The organism is Haloarcula sp. H-hyl2, from assembly GCF_056934385.1.
In genome coordinates this window covers 1,416,017-1,431,931 of record NZ_JBRIIJ010000002.1, presented here as the reverse complement: position 1 = coordinate 1,431,931, position 15,915 = coordinate 1,416,017, and the positions used below count along the sequence as shown (strand labels likewise).

The following is a 15,915-nucleotide window of genomic DNA, read 5'->3' as shown; positions in this document are numbered from 1 at the left end:
GGTACCACTACACTGGAGCCTACTGCCGGGATTCGGCCACCCAGTATCTCGACTCCAGATGGTCGACGATGTAGTCCACCGTCGACGGATCGTATGTCCAGAACCCGTAGAATGCTCGCGGGTCGCGCTCCTCGGCCAGCAGCGCGCACTTCTGCTCGTCGTCGCCGTCCCCGTCACCGGCTTCGCCGGTTGCCTGGGACGTCTGTGACGTCCCTCCGTCGAAGACGACGAACCACGACTCGGCGATCTCGGTCGCCCGGTCGACGTGCAGCGTGAACTGACTGTATGACGGGGACGCCTCGTCGGGGACCGCGTAGGCGTGGACGTCGACGCCGAGCTCTCCCAGCTGCTCGTAGCGGTCCAGTTCCCCCTTCAACGTCGAGACCGTCTGGAACCCGGCATGGAGTGTACCGCCACCGACGCGGGCCGCGCGGTCCTCTATCTCACGGGAGGCCGCGACCAGCTGGGAGATGGACCACGAGGTGAACATCGTCTCGTCTAAGTTGTCCAGAATCGGGCGATACGGCGCCTCCGAGAGCGAGACCTCCGGGCCCGCGATGGACTCCCGGAACGCCGACAGCCCGGTCGCCGTCACTACTTTGCCGTCGTCGCTGAGCGTCACGAACTCGCCGGGGCGGCCGCTCTCGGTCTCCTCGGCACGGACGCGAACGTTCCGGTCCGCGAACTGCTCGCGGAGGTCCACGACCGTCGACTCGTCGGCGTTGAACACCGTCAGCGTCTGCTCGTGGTCCTCGACGCCGGCGATCAGTTCCGAGAGCGACATCTCTCTCCGAACGGAAGAGCCCTGCCAGGATATGTCTTCCCCCAACAGCCGACGTGATGGCGTAATTTTAACACCACCAGAACCACAACCGACAGGCGTGTCACGCCGCCTGACAATCTCTCTCGTGACCGGCCTGGTCCTCCTCGCGCTCGTCGTCGGTGCGCCGGCGCTCGACACGCCGGCCAGCGGGGACAGTGCCGACAGTTCCGACGGGAATCACAATCTCAGTCCCAGCAGTGCCGGCACAGAGACACCGTCCGCGGGACCGACGCTGCTCGTCGTCGTCGTCCTCGGCCTGACGCTCACACTCGCGTACGGTCTCCGGCAGTACGGTACGGACGACTTCGTGCTCGCGGCGCTGACCTCGGTGGTGCTGTCCGTCGTCGCGGTCGTCATCGGCGTCAACCCACGGATGGGTGGGGGCGGGCTTCCGAAACAGACCGAGCAGTCACTCACGGAAGCGACCTCCGGCGCCGCCGACGCCGCCGGGTCACCCTGGCTGCTGGGCCTGGTCGGCGCCCTCGCGGTCGTCGTCCTCGCCGGCGTGCTCCTCCGGCGCGTGACCGGCACCGAGACGTGGACGGTAACCGACGACGGCACCGAGACCGAGGACAGCGACGCCGAGACCGAGGACGCGACCGACCTCGCGGATGCCGCCGGGCGCGCAGCCGACCGACTCGCCGCGGACGCGAGCCTCGACAACGCCGTCTACCGCGCCTGGAAGGAGATGACCGCGACCCTGGACGTCGACGACGCCGAGACGTGTACGCCCAGGGAGTTCGCCGAGCGAGCGGTCGCGGCCGGCCTCGACGAGGAGGACGTCGATACGCTGACCGACCTCTTCGAGGCAGTCCGGTACAGTGATACCCCGGCGACGGACACGCGCGAGCAGCGCGCCGAGTCGGCGCTCCGAAACATCGAGCAGTCCTACGGAGGAAGCGCGTGAGAGTCGTCAAGCGCCTCCTGCTGGCTGCCGGCGTCTGCTCGCTGCTGGCCGGCTTCGGCGTCGCCGTCGCCGGGGCCGGGCTGTCGATCGACCGGGGGTTTCTGGTCTTCGTCGGCCTGCTCGCGGCCGGCATCGCTATCTACGCCGGCTACCAGCGGTACGCCGCGACGCGACAGAGCCCAGCGCTCCCGGAGCGCACACAGCGGGACGTCTCACCCCCCGAGACCGCGACGGACGGCTACGGGGCAGCTGCCGAGTCGATGCTGACCCGCGACTACCGCATCGCCGACGACCTGCAGGCGCTGCTCGCCCGGGCGCTCGTCCGGACGCGCGAACACGACGAGTCGACCGCCGAGACAGCGATCCACGAGGGCAACTGGACCGCAGACGCGACGGCCGCGGCACTGTTTGCCGACACCGTCGACCGCGCCCGCCAGTACCGCGACCGGATCACTGCCCGGCTCTCGGGCCACAGTCGCTACCGCTACCGGGTCGAACGGGCGGCGAGTGAACTCCGGGGCGTCCTTGGAATCGACGCTGTCGACGAGGCACCCGCGGACGCAGCGTCGACGCCCGCCGCCGGAACCGTCGAGACCGGGCGCTGGACCGGGTTCTACACCGTCCCGCTGGCGCTGGTCGGCGTCGGCATCCTCGCGAAACGGCCGGGGCTGGTGCTCGCAAGCGCCGTCGCGGTCGTCGCGCTCGCGGTGCGGGCGGGGACCACCACGCCGGATCCGGCAATCACCGTCGACCGGGCCGTCTCGGACACCGACCCGACACACGGGGACGAGGTGACGGTGACGCTGACCGTCCGCAACGACGGCGACCGGACGCTGCTGGACTGCCGGGTCGCCGACGGGGTGCCCGACACGCTGGCGGTCACCGACGGCTCGCCACAGCTGGCGACCGCGCTCAGGCCCGCGACGACGGCGACCGTCGAGTACACCGTCCGGGCGACGCGCGGCGACCACGAGTTCGAGGCCCCCACCGTCGTCGCTGGCGACGCCGCCGGCGCGACGGCGACGGTCACGGAGGCGTCGGTCACCGGCGTCTCGGCCCTGTCGGTCTCGCTGCCTCAGGTCGACGCCGACGCGCCGGTCCAGTCACAGACGACCCGATATCGGGGCCGGATCGACGCCGACCAGGGCGGGGACGGCATCGCCTTCTACGCGACCCGCGAGTACCGCGCCGGCGACCCGCTCTCGCGTATCGACTGGAACCGCTACGCCGGGACCAGGGAGCTCTCGACGCTGGAGTTCCGCGAGGAGCAGGCCGCGACGGTAGTCGTCCTCGTCGACGCCCGACCCAGCGCCTACGACGCGCCGACGGCCCCGGACCTCGACGCGACCGTCGACCGCTGTGTCGTCGCGGCCCGAAGCGTCATCCAATCACGGCTCGACGCCGAGGACCGGGTCGGCCTCGCGGCCCTGGCACCGGACCGGCTGTTCGTCGGCCCGAGCGGCGGTCCGACCCACAAGAACCGCCTGGAGACGACGCTCGCCACCGACCCGGTCTTCTCGCCCCGGCCGCCCGAGGGCGAGTTCTACCCCGGGCCGACGCTGCGCTGGCTCCGTCGGGAGCTGCCGGCCAGCGCTCAGGTGGTCTGTTGCTCGCCGCTGGTCGACGACGACATCCGTCGGATACTGCGCTACCTGGCCGCCTACGGCCACGCCGTGACCGTCGTCAGCCCGGACCCGGGAACGGCGCCGACCGCCGACGGGACCGTCGACGCCGCCGACCGACTGTTCAGGATCAGCGAACTGCGCCGGGAGGGGATCCCGGTCGTCGACTGGCACCAGGACGAGTCGCTGCCCGCGGCCTTCGAGCGGGCACGGGAGTGGTCGCGATGAGACGCGTCAGACTCGTCGGCGTGGCCGCGCTGGTCGCCGCCCTGGTCGGGACGGCGGTCATGGCGACGACGACGGGCGGCGCGCCGGCCCTCGTCGGCGCGCTCGTACTGGCGGCCGGTGTGCTGGATACACGCCCGCGGGTGGTGACGCTCGGGACGGTCCTGCAGTGTGTCGGCGTGCTCGTCGCCGGTGTCACGGCGGCACCGGCCGTCGTCCTCGTGATTGCAGTGGCGGCGGTACTGCTGGCCTGGGACTTCGGACACCACGCCGTCGACCTCGACGAGACGATGGCCGAGGACGCCGTCACGCACAACGCGGAACTGGTCCGGGTCGCCGGCGGGACCCTCGTCGCGGCGCTGACCGTCGGCCTCGTCTCGATGGCAGGGCTGTTCGTCAACGTGCCGACGCTGGGGCCGGTCGCGACCGGGCTGTTGTTCGTCGGCGCGGTCTTCGCAGTGGCGGGACTGACCGAGTGAAGGGCTTCGAGGACTGGTGGCCGGGTCGCTCAGACCGTCGGCACCGGTACCTCGCCCAGCACGTTCTCGACGATGGTCGACTTGTCGACGTTCTCGACCCGTGCGTCCGGCGTCAGCACGAGCCGGTGGGCCAGCACGGGCTGGGCGACCCGTTTGATGTCGTCGGGCGCGACGAACTCGCGGCCGGCCATCGCCGCCATCGCGCGGGCGGCCTCGAAGAGGCGCTGGGTCCCACGCGGGGAGACGCCGACCTCGACGCGGTAGTCCTCGCGGGTCGCGCGGGCGATGTCGGCCATGTAGGTCAGCAGGTCGTCGTCGACCTGGACGGACTCGGGGACGGCGCGGAGCGCTTCGACCTGCTGGGGGTCCAGCACCGCCTCGACGGTCGGGCTCTGGGTGTCACGGCCGGCCCGCCGGCGGAGGAGTTCGACCTCGCCCTCGCTCTCGGGGTAGCCGATGGCGGTCTTGGCCAGGAAGCGGTCGACCTGCGCCTCTGGGAGTTCGAAGGTCCCCTCCATGTCGACGGGGTTCTGGGTCGCCAGCACGAAGAACGGCTCCGGGAGGTCGTAGGTGTCGCCGTCGACGGTGACCTGCCCCTCCTCCATCGCTTCGAGCATCGCCGACTGGGTCTTGGGCGGCGCGCGGTTGATCTCGTCGGCCAGGACGACGTTGGCGAAGATGGGCCCGCGCGTGAACTCGAACTCGCGTGTCTGCTCGTTGAAGACGTGGGTCCCGGTGATGTCGGCCGGCAGGAGGTCCGGCGTGAACTGCACGCGGGAGAAGGAGAGTCCGAGGGCGGTCGCCATGCTCCGGGCAGTCAGGGTCTTGCCGGTCCCGGGCACGTCTTCGAGCAGGACGTGACCCTTCGAGACCACGCCCAGGAGGACCGTCTCGAAGAATCCGCGATCCGCGATGACTGCACTCCCCACCTCGTCGAGGAGCTGGCTCGACAGCTCACTGGCTTCAGTGACGTCCATGGTCGTCCCTGTCACGCGTCCGGTAAATGTGTGTCGAGAACATGACGGCGACCGAATCGAAACCCCTAAAGTGAAACCACCGGAATACTCGGGTGAGCCGAGGTAGCCTAGCCTGGCCAAGGCGGTTGCTTCGAGAGCAACTGTCCTCACGGACTCAGGAGTTCAAATCTCCTCCTCGGCGTTCTCTGCAGCACAACCGACGAGCGTAGCGAGTCGACAGTGCCGGGTGACTCCAGACAAGAGCGGTAACACGTCCACTCAGAGCCCAGCGGCGATAAACACGAGGATGCTGACCGCCATCACCGCGAGGATGAACGCGGCGGCGAGCGCGCCACCCAGCGAGACCATCGCGTTGGCGGTCGACGCGAGCGTCTCGGTGCGGTCGTTGCCGAAGACGGTGACCTTCGCGCGTTCGCTGGCCATGCCGGCCTCGACCGGTTCGAGGTCCGCGACGGCGCGGTCGACCAGGTCGGCGATCAGTGCCGAAAGCTCCTGGTCGGGGATGGCCTGTCCGACCTGGTTCTCGGCTTCCATCGTGTTGACGATGTGCGTGTCACTGGTCATCACTTCGACCGTATCCACACCGTCGATGGCGTCGATGACAGTGTCGCGGAGTCCCGGGTCCATGTTGTTCCCGTCGATGAGGACGTAGGCGGTCCGCTGATTGGCCACCTCGAAGACACAGACGCGAATCCCGAGCGGGCCGATCCCATCTTCGGGCTCCCAGGGCGTCTCGTCCCAGGCGGTCCCACAGCGCAATCGGCCGGTCTCGGTGTCGCCGAGCAGTTCGCCCAGCCGGCCGGCGCCGTAGATCATGTCGAACGAGCGCTGGCTCCCGGGGACGACGTGACCCAGGTCCTCGCCCTCCAGCCCGTCGTTGCAGTTGTGCGCGTCGACGAGCAGGACGTCCTCGACGTCGCCCGAGCGGGCCTCGGACATCGCGGAGAGCCCGACAGCGTAATCGACGTCGTCCGCACAGCCAGGTGCATAGGTGGTGACGATGAGCGCGTCGTCGCCGAACGACTGGCCGGTCAGTGTCGCTTCGCCCTCGGTGATCCGGTGGCCGACGGTCGCCTCGTCGTCGTACTCGATCTGCTGGTAGGCGTCGTCGGCCGTCGAGAGGATCGTGTCGACCTCCCGCTCGGTGACGAGATTGAAGTCGTGACCGGCGGTCGCGTGCGGTGGGAACGCCAGCCCGTCCGCCTCCTCGGCGACCCGTTTGGGAAGGTTCCCGCCACCGATCTCGCCCATCGGCCCGGGGTGGATCATCGGGAGGACGAACCGGGCTTTCTCCTCGCCGTCGGGCCGACGGACCGACAGCACCGTCACCGGGACGATGGCCTCCTCGCCGATCTCCTCGAAGAACTCCTCTAGTTCCCGTGTCCCCTCGGCGATGTGGCCGACGAAGCCCCGCAGGAAGTCCAGCGCAGAGACACCCAGCGAGCGCCGCCAGGGCTGGTCGATGGCCACGAGGAAGAGCCAGACTGCCAGTGCGTAGATGGCACAGATGACCGCCAGGACGACGAAATCGGCCGGGATGAACCCCTGGATCTCCGGTGGCGCCTTCTCGGCTCGGGCCAGCCACTCCTGGAGGACCGGATCTTCGAGGATGAAGGCGGTCGTCCCGCTGTAGATAGCGAGCAGGACCGCAGCGGTGACCGTCTGGACACTCGCGGGGACGGCCGCTTTCAGCAGCGAGTGCCGAGAGATGGCCATCATGATGAGGATGCGGAACGCGAAGATCGAGGCCAGCGCCACGATCAGTGCGTCGAAGACGAAGTTCTGTCCGAGTTGCGGCACCAGCAGTACGACCGCACCCGCGATGGTGAGGATACCGATGGTGATGACCTCACAGACGAGCGCGAGTAGGGACGCGTGATTGGGTGTCAGTTGGCCGCCCAGTTGCCTGTCGACCCACGGCGTGACCGCGCCGGCGACGGCGGTCGGGATGCCGATGAAGAACACGCCCTGCCAGGCGTCGTCGAGGACGAACCGGGAGTCGAAGGCGGCGACGCCGGTGACCGCGGCGATACACAGCGCGAAGACGAGACTGGCGTACCAGTTGGGCGCCCGGAAGATGAACCGGGAGAGACTCGCCAAGTTCCCCTGTGTCGCCGTCATTTATATATCACACCACGCGGACCGTACTAAAGGTATTCACTCGCGACCGACCACCGCGAGTCACCGCTGTGTGACGGTATCGGGCTCGCAGACCGCCAGGAAGTTCTCGAAGACCGCCTCGCCTTCCTCGGTGTGGGCGACCTCCGGGTGCCACTGGACACCGTAGATGTCCGCGTCGGTGTTGCTCATCGCCTCGACGCCACAGACGTCGGACGTGGCGGTCCGTTCGAACCCGTCGGGGACCTCCTTGACCTCGTCGGCGTGGCTGGCCCAGACCCGCGTCTCGGGGTACAGCGAGCCGAGGAGTGGGTCCTGTTCGTCCAGGATCTCGACGGTGACGTCCGCGTAGCCGCCGTACTCGCCGCTGCCGACGCGGCCGCCGAGTTCCGCGGCGATGAGTTGCATCCCGAGACAGATACCCAGGACTGGGACGTCCAGATCGAGGTACGCGGGGCAGTTGCCGATGTCGTCCATATCCGGGCCGCCCGAGAGGACGAGCCCGTCCGCGTCGATCTCCTCGGCCGGCGTAGTGTTGTCGACGAGTTCGACGTCGACGCCCATGTCACGGAGTGCGCGCTGCTCCAGGTGGGTGAACTGGCCGTGATTGTCGATCACTGCGATACTGGTCATTACTGGAGACGATGCCGTGCGGGCGTATATATGGTTTGGAACTGGGCGCTACTGGACGTCGAGCCGGTTCCGGACCGTTCTGGTGAGTTGATCGAGACGCGTCCCGGCCCGGAGATCCAGCGTGACCACGTTGCCGTCGGAAACCCGGTCGACCCAGACCGACCCGCCGTAGCTCTCGATGACCCAGGTGACCAGCCAGAGCCCGACTCCACTGGCGTGGTTCAGTGGCGTCTCGCTGGCGCACGAGAACGCCGTCAGGTCCCGGTCCTGGATCGCCGGACAGTCGTCCTGGATGTGAACGTGGATCCGATCACCGACGGTCTCGACCGTGATGCCGACCCAGGGATCGGTCTCGGCGTGGACCACCGCGTTCTCCAGGAGGTTGTCCAGTACCGTCTCGAACTGCCAGTCGGCGTACGCGACCGCCTCGTCGGGGACGACGACGTCGACGGTCGCAGCCGGATAGGACTCTCGCAATGCCTCGGCACGGGCCTCGATGAGCGGGACGATGTCCATCGGCCCCTGTGAGTGTTCCTCGGCGGCGACGGCCGCGTCCACCTGACGTGCCTTCTCTGTGGTCGAGATCATCCGGTCGACGGTCGACGCCATCCGGTCGACCCGCTCGGCGGCGTCACCGGATGTCTCGTCTTCGAGGACGCTCAGATGGCCCAGGACGACGTTGAAGTCGTTGCGCATGTTGTGTCTGAGCACCCGGTTGAGGACGGCGTTGCTCTGCCGGAGTCGCTGTCGCGCCCGCCGTAGTTCCAGCAGCGACCCGACGAGGATGCCGACGAACCCGCCCATCGCGACGCTGCTGGCGAGCAGGGCAGGGACCAGCGACGTCGAGGGCACACCGACGACGAGGATACCGAGGTTCAGGAGGGTGAGAACCGCGACGCCGAGGCCGCCCCACTCCGCGACAGTCCAGATCTGATCGCCCTCGAGCCCGCTGCGCGGGAGCCAGTAGTTCGCACCCGCCAGCGACAGCGCGGGCACCAGCCCGGTGAGGATGACCAGTATACCGGACGGTCCCGCGCCGAGGACGGCCGCTGCGTGAGCGACGAGCGCGAGCGTCAGTGTCACGCCGATGGCGACCAGATAGCCCGTCCCGAGTGTCCCTTTCGACACTGTCGGGGTCTTCACAATTGGCTATACGTTCTGCGAGCAGCTACTTAGAGCCGCCCCCTTAGAGTATCACACTTGATAATTTGAAGTGGTAGCTACTCGTCATATCTGTCTGCGGCCGACTGGAACCCGAGTTCCGACTGCTCCCTAGAGCGACGGCCCTCACGTTCGGCCAGTGCCTCCGGGTCGGGACTGGCGTCGTCGTCGATACGGGCCCAGGACTGGTGGACCCTCGCGTGACACCACCGACAGAGATAGACCGTTATCTCGTGGTCGAGGTCGTCTGACGAGTCGTGGTCCCCACTGTACGAGAGATGGTGTTCCTCCAGCAGCGGGCGCTCGTCGGAGTGGGCCATCCGGCGCTCGGCGAGCCCACAGCGGACGCACTCGTTGTCGTGCTGGCGACACCGGAAGTGTTGGCAATCGGCCCAGTCCCATTCGGCGCCGTCGGCGTCCCCGTCGGGACTGATAGCCGCCGGACATCTGAACGCCTCGGCACTCCGGGCATTGGCGAACTCGGGATCGTGGTGGCCGTGTTCGCGCGCCCACCGGCACTTCCCCTCGTCCGTGACGAAGTCACAGCGGTCGACGTGGCTGTAGGGGTCGTCGACGCCGACGCTCGTCCCTCCCGGTGCCTTCTCCATACGACGTTGTGGGGCCGCGACACTATTCAATCTGTCCGGGCCCGGACCGGGACTCACTGCCCGCCCGTGGCAGTTGCATCGTCACGACGGCGCCATGTGACTCGCGGTCCGAGATCGTGACTTCGCCGCCGAGACTCCTGATCAACCAGTGGATCACCCACAGACCGATACCACTACCGTGCTGGAGTGCCGTCTCGGTCTCGGCGCTCAGCGGTTCTCGCTCCCGCACCGGGATACCGGGGCCAGTGTCCACGACGTCGATGACGACGTGATCCGTCTCGACTGAGATCTGCAGGGACACTTCCGGGTCGACACCGTCCGGCGTCTGCCGGCACCCGTGTTCGACAGCGTTCTCGAGTGTCTCGCGAACGGCGACAGCGAGTCGCTCGTCGCCAGCGACCGGAGCCACCTCCGGAATGTCGGCGGTGATGGCACAGTCAGGATACTCCTCGACGATGCGTCGTCGCTCCTGGCCGACCACCGCGACGGCGTCGATGACCTGGTCACCCGACGACGACCGCAGGACGTCGGTCACCTCGCGGGCCTTCTCGCTGAGCCGTCCCAGCCGTCGTGCACGGTCGACGATGCGCTCTGCCGCCGTGTCGAGTTCCCCGTCGTCGAGTGCCTCCGTGAGTATAGCGCCGTTGCCCTCGATGACGTTGACCGTGTTTCTGATATCGTGGCGCAGAACCCGTTCGAGGACAGCCAGTTGCTGCTCGCGCTGTCGCCTGTCGGTGACGTCCGCCAGCGCGATCATGTGCCCGGAGACCGACCCGTCGGCGGCGTCGGTGATCGGCGCCGACCAGACACTGACGTCGACCAGCGCACCGTCCGCACGCTGTCGTTTCGTCTCCACGCCCTCGATGACGTTCCCGGCGTCGACCCAGGCCTTGTGGCGCTGGAACTCGTCACGCCGGTCGTCCGGAACGAGCGGGTACTGCCGGCCACGGACCTCCGCCGCGGTCCAGCCGAACAGGCGCTCGGCACCGCTCGACCACGAGCGGACGACCCCCTGATCGTCGATCGCGACCAGCGCCACTGGGGAGGTCTCGAAGATCGCTTTGAGTCGGTTCTGTGACCGCTCGCTCCGGCGCCGCTCGCGTTCCCGGCGGACGTCGTAGACGCCCGTCAGCAGCCCACCGACCGCGCCGGTCCCGGCGACCCACGCGACGACGAGAGCCGGGTCGGCCAGCCCGACACCGTGTGCCCGCTGGTAGGCGACGACCACGAGTGCGAGCGTCGTAATCGGGAGCGAGCCGGCCAGCGACCAGCCCAGCAACCGCTGGACAGCGCGCGCATCGAGGTCACTGCGCAGGAGCCAGCGGGCGCCGACCACCAGCGGCACGGCGAGACAGACGAGTGCGCCAGCAGCGATGAATTGCACGTGCGCCGGCGTCGCCGGACGCCCCAGTCGGGCGGCGGTCGCCACGCAGACCAGCAGCGCCGGAGCCAACAGTACCCCGCTCCCGAGAAACCGCCACTGTCGGTCCGTCACCCGGGCGAACGACCGTGTCATCGCTGTCCAAACCGACTCGACACCGCGTTCCATCACGTAGATCCATGCCGTCCCCGGATATGAAAACGGACGGGAGTTCCCAGACAGTAGGAACGGCGGCACAACAGCTAACTGCCTCTCTGTCGTGGGTCACGACCATGCGCGTCGTCCACGACCCCGACGGGACCGCTCGCACCCTCGCGACCGAGGTCGACCGGGCGGAGTCGGTCCTCCAGCAGGCTCGCGGGCTGATGTTCCGCCGGTCGATCCCCGACGACTACGCCCTCGTGTTCCCGTTCGACGAGGCCGGCCGCCGGTCCATCCACATGCTGTTCGTGGCGTTTCCACTCGACGTGATCTGGCTGGCCGACGGCGTGGTCCAGGCCACGAAGACGATGCACCCCTGGCGCTCGGTCGGATGGGCGACCGCCGACACGATCCTGGAACTGCCCGCGGGCGCCGCCGACGGCGTCGGCGAGGGCGACACTGTGGTCGTCACCGAGTGAGCACGACGCATCCGCCACCTTTTAGACCATGAAGATTAGAGTAGTCACTACTATGTCGGAATACCCGACGGAGGATAGAGGAAGTCGCCGCAAGGCGGCTGGCCGAGAAATTCGTCCCGCTGTGTGATGGAAGAGGATTTTCTGTGAGTCAGAACCCATTGTTCGGAGGGCACCCAGCGACGCGTGCCCTCACAGATGTCGGTGAGGTACAGTTCCTGGATACGACTCTGCGCGACGGCGAGCAGGCGCCGGGCGTCTCGCTGACGCCCGACGACAAGGCCCGTATCGCACGCAAACTCGACGACGCCGAGATCGACGTCATCGAGGCCGGCAGCGCCTGTACCGGTCCCGGCGAGCGAGAGACCATCTCGCGGGTCGCAGAACTCGACCTCGACGCGACGGTGACCAGCTTCTGTCGCGGCATCAAGAACGACATCGACCTCGCGCTGGAGTGTAACGTCGACGGTATCGACCTCGTCGTCCCGGCCAGCGACAGGCACGTCGAGGACAAGGTCGGCACTTCCCGCGAGGAGAACGTCGCCGCGACGATGGACCTCGTCGAGTACGCCAAAGACCACGGCCTCTGGGTCGAGGTCATCGGCGAGGACGGCTCCCGTGCGGACCTGGACTACCTCGAAGAGCTTCTGGGGTCGGCGCTGGACGCCGGCGCCGACCGCATCTGCTGGGCCGACACGGTCGGACACGCGACCCCGGACCGGGCGCTGGAATGTGTCTCCCGGCTCGCCGAACTGGGGCCGGTCAGCACCCACACCCACGACGACCTCGGGCTGGCCGTGATGAACGCGCTCGTCTCCGTGGCCGCCGGGGCGGACCTCGTCCACGGCACCATCAACGGCATCGGCGAACGGGCCGGCAACGTCGCCCTGGAGGAGGTCGCCATCGCGCTCGACCACGGCTACGGCGTCGAGACGATGGCCCTCCCGGAAGTGTACGACCTCGCCGACCTCATCGCCAACCGGACGGGCATCCCGCTGGCCCCGAACAAGGCCGTCGTCGGACAGAACGCCTTCACTCACGAGAGCGGCATCCACACCGACGGCACGCTCAAGGACGACGCGATGTACGAACCGTACCCGCCCGAGAAGGTGGGTCGCGAGCGTCGCCTCGCACTGGGGAAACACGCCGGCCGCGCCGGTGTCGAGGCCGCGCTGGACGAACACGACGTCGAGGTGACCGACGACCAACTCGACGAGATCGTCGCTCGTGTCAAGGAGATCGGCGACCGCGGCAAGCGGGTCACCGACGCCGACCTGCTGACCATCGCCGACGACGTCACCGGCCAGGAGCAGGATCGCCGCGTCGAGTTGCTCGGGCTGACGGCCGTCTCCGGTTCGGACACCCCGACCGCGAGCGTCCGGCTGTCGGTCGACGGCGAGGAGCGCAAGGAGGCCTCGGTCGGCTCCGGCCCGGTCGACGCCGCGATGAACGCCGCCGAGGCAGCGCTCTCACACGCCGCCGACGCGTCCCTGGAGGACTACCACGTCGACGCTATCACGGGCGGTACCGACGCCGTCGTCACCGTCGAGATCGAGATGTCCCGCGGCGACGACCACGTGCGCGTCTCCGCCAGCGACTCTGACATCACCCGCGCGTCGGTGCGGGCGATGGTCGACGCGATGGACCGCCTCGTCGCCGACGACGACGAGCGGATCGTTGCCGACGACTGAGCGGACCGGACGTTCCGACGCTCCTCACCGCTCTGTGACGCTCAGTACCTTCCCGGCGGCGATGGTCTGTCCCATGTCCCGGACGGCAAAGGAGCCCAGTTCCGGAATCTCCGAAGAGGGTTCGATACTGAGTGGCTTCTGTGGCCGGACCGTCACGACCGCCGCGTCACCGTTCTCGATGAAGTCGGGGTTCTCCTCGGCGACCTCACCCGAGGACGGATCGAGTTTCTGGTCCAGGGACTCGATGGTGCAGGCGACCTGTGCCGTGTGGGCGTGGAAGACCGGCGTGTAGCCGGCGGTGATGACCGACGGATGTTGCATCACGACCAGTTGCGCCTGGAAGGTCTCGGCGACCGACGGCGGGTCGTCGGCGGGCCCACAGACGTCGCCGCGGCGGATGTCGTCCTTGCCGATGCCGCGGACGTTGAACCCGACGTTGTCGCCGGGCCCAGCCTTGGGCACCTCCTCGTGGTGCATCTCGATGGTCTTGACTTCGCCAGCCACGTCGCTGGGCTGGAACGAGACCCTGTCGCCCGTGTTCAGGATGCCCGTCTCGACGCGGCCCACCGGCACTGTACCGATACCCGAGATCGTGTAGACGTCCTGAATCGGGAGCCGCAACGGCGCGTCTGTCGGTGGCTGTGGCTCCGGGAGGCTGTTCAGCGTCTCCAGCAGCGTCTGCCCGTCGTACCAGGGCGTGTTCTCGGAGTGGTCGGCGACGTTGTCGCCCTCGAACGCCGAGATGGGCAGGAACGAGGCGTCGTCGACGGCAAAGCGGACCTGCTTCAGCAGTCCCTTCACCTCCTCGACGACCTCGCGGAACCGCGACTCGTCGTAGTCGACGAGGTCCATCTTGTTGACGCCGACGATGAGTTCCTCGATGCCCAGCGTCCGCGAGAGGAAGACGTGTTCGCGGGTCTGTGGCTGGACGCCGTCGTCGGCGGCGACGACCAGGACCGCGTGGTCGGCCTGGCTCGCGCCGGTGATCATGTTCTTGACGAAGTCCCGATGGCCGGGCGTGTCCACGATAGTGAAGTAGTACGCGTCGGTGTCGAACTCCTGATGGGCGATGTCGATGGTCAGCCCCCGCTCGCGTTCCTCGGCGAGGTTGTCCATGACGTAGGCGAACTCGAAACCGCCCTTGCCTTTCTCTTCGGCTTCCTCGCGGTACTGCTCGATGACGTGTTCCGGGACCGACCCTGTCTCGAAGAGTAACCGGCCGACGAGCGTGCTCTTCCCGTGGTCGACGTGACCGATGATGGCCAGGTTCTGGTGTGGTTTGTCACTCATAGGTCTCACTCGCTCTCGACGAGCGAGTTGCTCCAAGGTGATAATTCACATCCGCCAACAATAAAGACGTGCCTCGCCCGACGCGGTCACTCCGTCAGGTCGACCACGTCGTCCAGACCGCCGATATCGTACTCGGGCGTCACCGAGAGGTCGGTGTCGACCGTGTGGGGCCGTCGGAGGAACGCCGCGTCGATACCGGCCCGCTGGGCCGCCTCGACGTCAGACTCGCTGTCGCCGACGTACAGCGCGTCCGACACGCCGAGGTCGGCGAGCGCCTGCTCGATGTAGTAGGGCCGGGGCTTCTTGCGGTGCAGGCTCTCGATAGTCGGCGGGCGTGCGTGGACCGTCTCGAAGTGGCGATCCAGGTCGAAGTAGTCGAACGCGAAGTCGACGGTTGCCTGCTGGTTCGAGGAGACCACGCCCAGCGGGCCGTCGAGTCGGTCGAGGAGTCTGACGTCGCCGTACGGGCGTTTCTCGCCCGCGCGGATCGCCGCGCGCTGTGCCTCGGAGATCGCGCCGTCGCGGGCCGTCCAGAACCGCTCGGGATCGAGATCGTACCGCCGACAGACGTCGTCGAGTCGGTCGGGCGTGACACCGATCCGCATCGCTTCGAGGTCCTCGGGCCGTGGATCGACGACACCGACGCGCTGGAACGCCATCCTGGTCCCGGCCTGGTGGGTGTCCATGCTGGTCAGTGTCAACAGCACGCCATCGTTGTCGAAGATGACCGACTCGTAGCTCATCGCTCACTGTTGGTCGGTCGGCGGTGAGAAACGTTTCGCTCTTGCCCGTTTCAGAAGCCCGGGCCGTCGTCGTCCTCCGGTTCGAACTGCTCGGGCGGCCGGCCCGCCTGGTCGACGACCTCGTCGGAGACGATGATCGGGCAGTCGACTCGGAGCGCGATAGCGATGCTGTCGGAGGGCCGGGCGTCGAACACCATGTCGCGGCGCCGGTCCTGCGTGTACTGCTCGGCGTCGATCTTCGCGTAGAAAGTCCCGTCCGCGAGGTCGTCGATACGGACCCGGTCGATCGCGCCCCCGAACTCCGCGACCATCTCGACGAGCAGGTCGTGTGTGAGCGGTCGCTCGAACGGTTCGCCGTCGATCGCCAGTTGCATCGACTGTGCCTGGTCCGAACTGACGAAGATAGGGACTATCTCCCCACGCGCACGGAGGAGGACGACCGGCGTCCCCGTCCCCTCGTCGTCGACGCCGACACCGACGCCCTCGACCGTGGCTTCGTGTTCCATACTGTCGGGTTGTGCGCGAAGCTATGAAAATCTATACCTTGGCAGCGATTGACAGCCAGCCGCCCGGTCGCTGAATGTTACTACCCGCGCGAACGGGCGAGCGCGGTACTTTTGACGGTCGGCCACCAACGCGG

General features: G+C 67.9%; 15 protein-coding genes and 1 tRNA gene. 6 read left to right on the top strand and 10 right to left on the bottom strand.

From position 1 onward, the window contains the following. Positions 1-19 precede the first annotated feature (19 nt). The gene (locus tag Hhyl2_RS17225; protein WP_483551992.1) at positions 20-784 is read right to left on the bottom strand and encodes a DICT sensory domain-containing protein; all 765 of its coding nucleotides are present in this window, start codon (positions 782-784) and stop codon (positions 20-22) included. 97 nt (positions 785-881) lie between these two features. On the opposite strand from Hhyl2_RS17225, the gene Hhyl2_RS17220 reads away from it, so the two are divergent. From Hhyl2_RS17220 to Hhyl2_RS17210, 3 genes are read left to right on the top strand one after another with little or no spacing between them, the layout of a single operon-like run. Continuing rightward, positions 882-1,730: a DUF4129 domain-containing protein gene (locus tag Hhyl2_RS17220; RefSeq protein ID WP_483551991.1), complete on the top strand. Its 849-nt coding sequence runs from the start codon at positions 882-884 to the stop codon at positions 1,728-1,730. Next, positions 1,727-3,580, top strand: a complete 1,854-nt coding sequence (locus Hhyl2_RS17215) for a DUF7269 family protein (RefSeq protein WP_483551990.1) — start codon at positions 1,727-1,729, stop codon at positions 3,578-3,580. Before Hhyl2_RS17220 ends, Hhyl2_RS17215 begins: the two co-directional genes overlap by 4 nt. Then, the gene (locus tag Hhyl2_RS17210) at positions 3,577-4,056 is read left to right on the top strand and encodes a DUF7519 family protein (RefSeq protein ID WP_483551989.1); all 480 of its coding nucleotides are present in this window, start codon (positions 3,577-3,579) and stop codon (positions 4,054-4,056) included. Before Hhyl2_RS17215 ends, Hhyl2_RS17210 begins: the two co-directional genes overlap by 4 nt. A 29-nt stretch (positions 4,057-4,085) precedes the next feature. Here Hhyl2_RS17210 and Hhyl2_RS17205 read toward each other — a convergent pair whose 3' ends face one another. Continuing rightward, positions 4,086-5,033 carry an AAA family ATPase gene (locus tag Hhyl2_RS17205; protein ID WP_483551988.1) on the bottom strand — a complete coding sequence of 316 codons (948 nt, stop codon included), beginning with the start codon at positions 5,031-5,033 and terminating at the stop codon, positions 4,086-4,088. 96 nt (positions 5,034-5,129) lie between these two features. On the opposite strand from Hhyl2_RS17205, the gene Hhyl2_RS17200 reads away from it, so the two are divergent. Further along, positions 5,130-5,214: transfer RNA gene (locus Hhyl2_RS17200), tRNA-Ser, on the top strand. A gap of 77 nt (positions 5,215-5,291) precedes the next feature. Here Hhyl2_RS17200 and Hhyl2_RS17195 read toward each other — a convergent pair. The 5 genes from Hhyl2_RS17195 to Hhyl2_RS17175 form a co-directional block, all read right to left on the bottom strand. Then, positions 5,292-7,154, bottom strand: a complete 1,863-nt coding sequence (locus tag Hhyl2_RS17195; protein ID WP_483551987.1) for a DUF2070 family protein — start codon at positions 7,152-7,154, stop codon at positions 5,292-5,294. A 60-nt stretch (positions 7,155-7,214) separates the two neighbouring features. Beyond that, a complete protein-coding gene (locus Hhyl2_RS17190) occupies positions 7,215-7,784 on the bottom strand; it encodes a GMP synthase subunit A (RefSeq protein WP_483551986.1) in 570 nt (189 codons plus the stop codon). A 48-nt stretch (positions 7,785-7,832) separates the two neighbouring features. Beyond that, positions 7,833-8,927, bottom strand: coding sequence for an ATP-binding protein (locus tag Hhyl2_RS17185; RefSeq protein ID WP_483551985.1), 1,095 nt, complete (start codon positions 8,925-8,927; stop codon positions 7,833-7,835). 77 nt (positions 8,928-9,004) lie between these two features. Next, positions 9,005-9,553, bottom strand: a complete 549-nt coding sequence (locus Hhyl2_RS17180) for a DUF7097 family protein (protein ID WP_483551984.1) — start codon at positions 9,551-9,553, stop codon at positions 9,005-9,007. A gap of 22 nt (positions 9,554-9,575) precedes the next feature. Continuing rightward, on the bottom strand, positions 9,576-11,102 hold the full coding sequence (locus tag Hhyl2_RS17175; RefSeq protein ID WP_483551983.1) for a PAS domain S-box protein: 1,527 nt from the start codon (positions 11,100-11,102) through the stop codon (positions 9,576-9,578). Positions 11,103-11,206: 104 nt separating this feature from the next. On the opposite strand from Hhyl2_RS17175, the gene Hhyl2_RS17170 reads away from it, so the two are divergent. Continuing rightward, complete coding sequence (locus Hhyl2_RS17170) at positions 11,207-11,554, top strand: DUF192 domain-containing protein (protein WP_483551982.1); 348 nt, start codon at positions 11,207-11,209, stop codon at positions 11,552-11,554. A gap of 143 nt (positions 11,555-11,697) precedes the next feature. After that, the gene (locus Hhyl2_RS17165) at positions 11,698-13,242 is read left to right on the top strand and encodes a (R)-citramalate synthase (protein ID WP_483551981.1); all 1,545 of its coding nucleotides are present in this window, start codon (positions 11,698-11,700) and stop codon (positions 13,240-13,242) included. Between the two features lie 24 nt (positions 13,243-13,266). Here Hhyl2_RS17165 and tuf read toward each other — a convergent pair whose 3' ends face one another. From tuf to Hhyl2_RS17150, 3 genes are all read right to left on the bottom strand, one after another. After that, entirely contained in the window at positions 13,267-14,532 is a 1,266-nt protein-coding gene (gene tuf, locus Hhyl2_RS17160; protein WP_483551980.1) for a translation elongation factor EF-1 subunit alpha, read from the bottom strand. Positions 14,533-14,618: 86 nt separating this feature from the next. Beyond that, positions 14,619-15,275, bottom strand: coding sequence for an HAD family hydrolase (locus Hhyl2_RS17155; protein ID WP_483551979.1), 657 nt, complete (start codon positions 15,273-15,275; stop codon positions 14,619-14,621). A 50-nt stretch (positions 15,276-15,325) separates the two neighbouring features. Further along, the gene (locus Hhyl2_RS17150; protein ID WP_483551978.1) at positions 15,326-15,781 is read right to left on the bottom strand and encodes a bifunctional nuclease family protein; all 456 of its coding nucleotides are present in this window, start codon (positions 15,779-15,781) and stop codon (positions 15,326-15,328) included. Positions 15,782-15,915: the final 134 nt, after the last annotated feature.

What these genes read in the sequence shown, in the direction of transcription:
- Hhyl2_RS17150 (WP_483551978.1), bottom strand. Translation starts at nt 15,781, where the DNA reads ATGGAACACGAAGCCACGGTCGAGGGCGTCGGTGTCGGCGTCGACGAC.
- Hhyl2_RS17205 (WP_483551988.1), bottom strand. Translation starts at nt 5,033, where the DNA reads ATGGACGTCACTGAAGCCAGTGAGCTGTCGAGCCAGCTCCTCGACGAG.
- Hhyl2_RS17175 (WP_483551983.1), bottom strand. Translation starts at nt 11,102, where the DNA reads ATGGAACGCGGTGTCGAGTCGGTTTGGACAGCGATGACACGGTCGTTC.
- Hhyl2_RS17155 (WP_483551979.1), bottom strand. Translation starts at nt 15,275, where the DNA reads ATGAGCTACGAGTCGGTCATCTTCGACAACGATGGCGTGCTGTTGACA.
- Hhyl2_RS17225 (WP_483551992.1), bottom strand. Translation starts at nt 784, where the DNA reads ATGTCGCTCTCGGAACTGATCGCCGGCGTCGAGGACCACGAGCAGACG.
- Hhyl2_RS17210 (WP_483551989.1), top strand. Translation starts at nt 3,577, where the DNA reads ATGAGACGCGTCAGACTCGTCGGCGTGGCCGCGCTGGTCGCCGCCCTG.
- Hhyl2_RS17170 (WP_483551982.1), top strand. Translation starts at nt 11,207, where the DNA reads ATGCGCGTCGTCCACGACCCCGACGGGACCGCTCGCACCCTCGCGACC.
- Hhyl2_RS17190 (WP_483551986.1), bottom strand. Translation starts at nt 7,784, where the DNA reads ATGACCAGTATCGCAGTGATCGACAATCACGGCCAGTTCACCCACCTG.
- tuf (WP_483551980.1), bottom strand. Translation starts at nt 14,532, where the DNA reads ATGAGTGACAAACCACACCAGAACCTGGCCATCATCGGTCACGTCGAC.
- Hhyl2_RS17195 (WP_483551987.1), bottom strand. Translation starts at nt 7,154, where the DNA reads ATGACGGCGACACAGGGGAACTTGGCGAGTCTCTCCCGGTTCATCTTC.
- Hhyl2_RS17180 (WP_483551984.1), bottom strand. Translation starts at nt 9,553, where the DNA reads ATGGAGAAGGCACCGGGAGGGACGAGCGTCGGCGTCGACGACCCCTAC.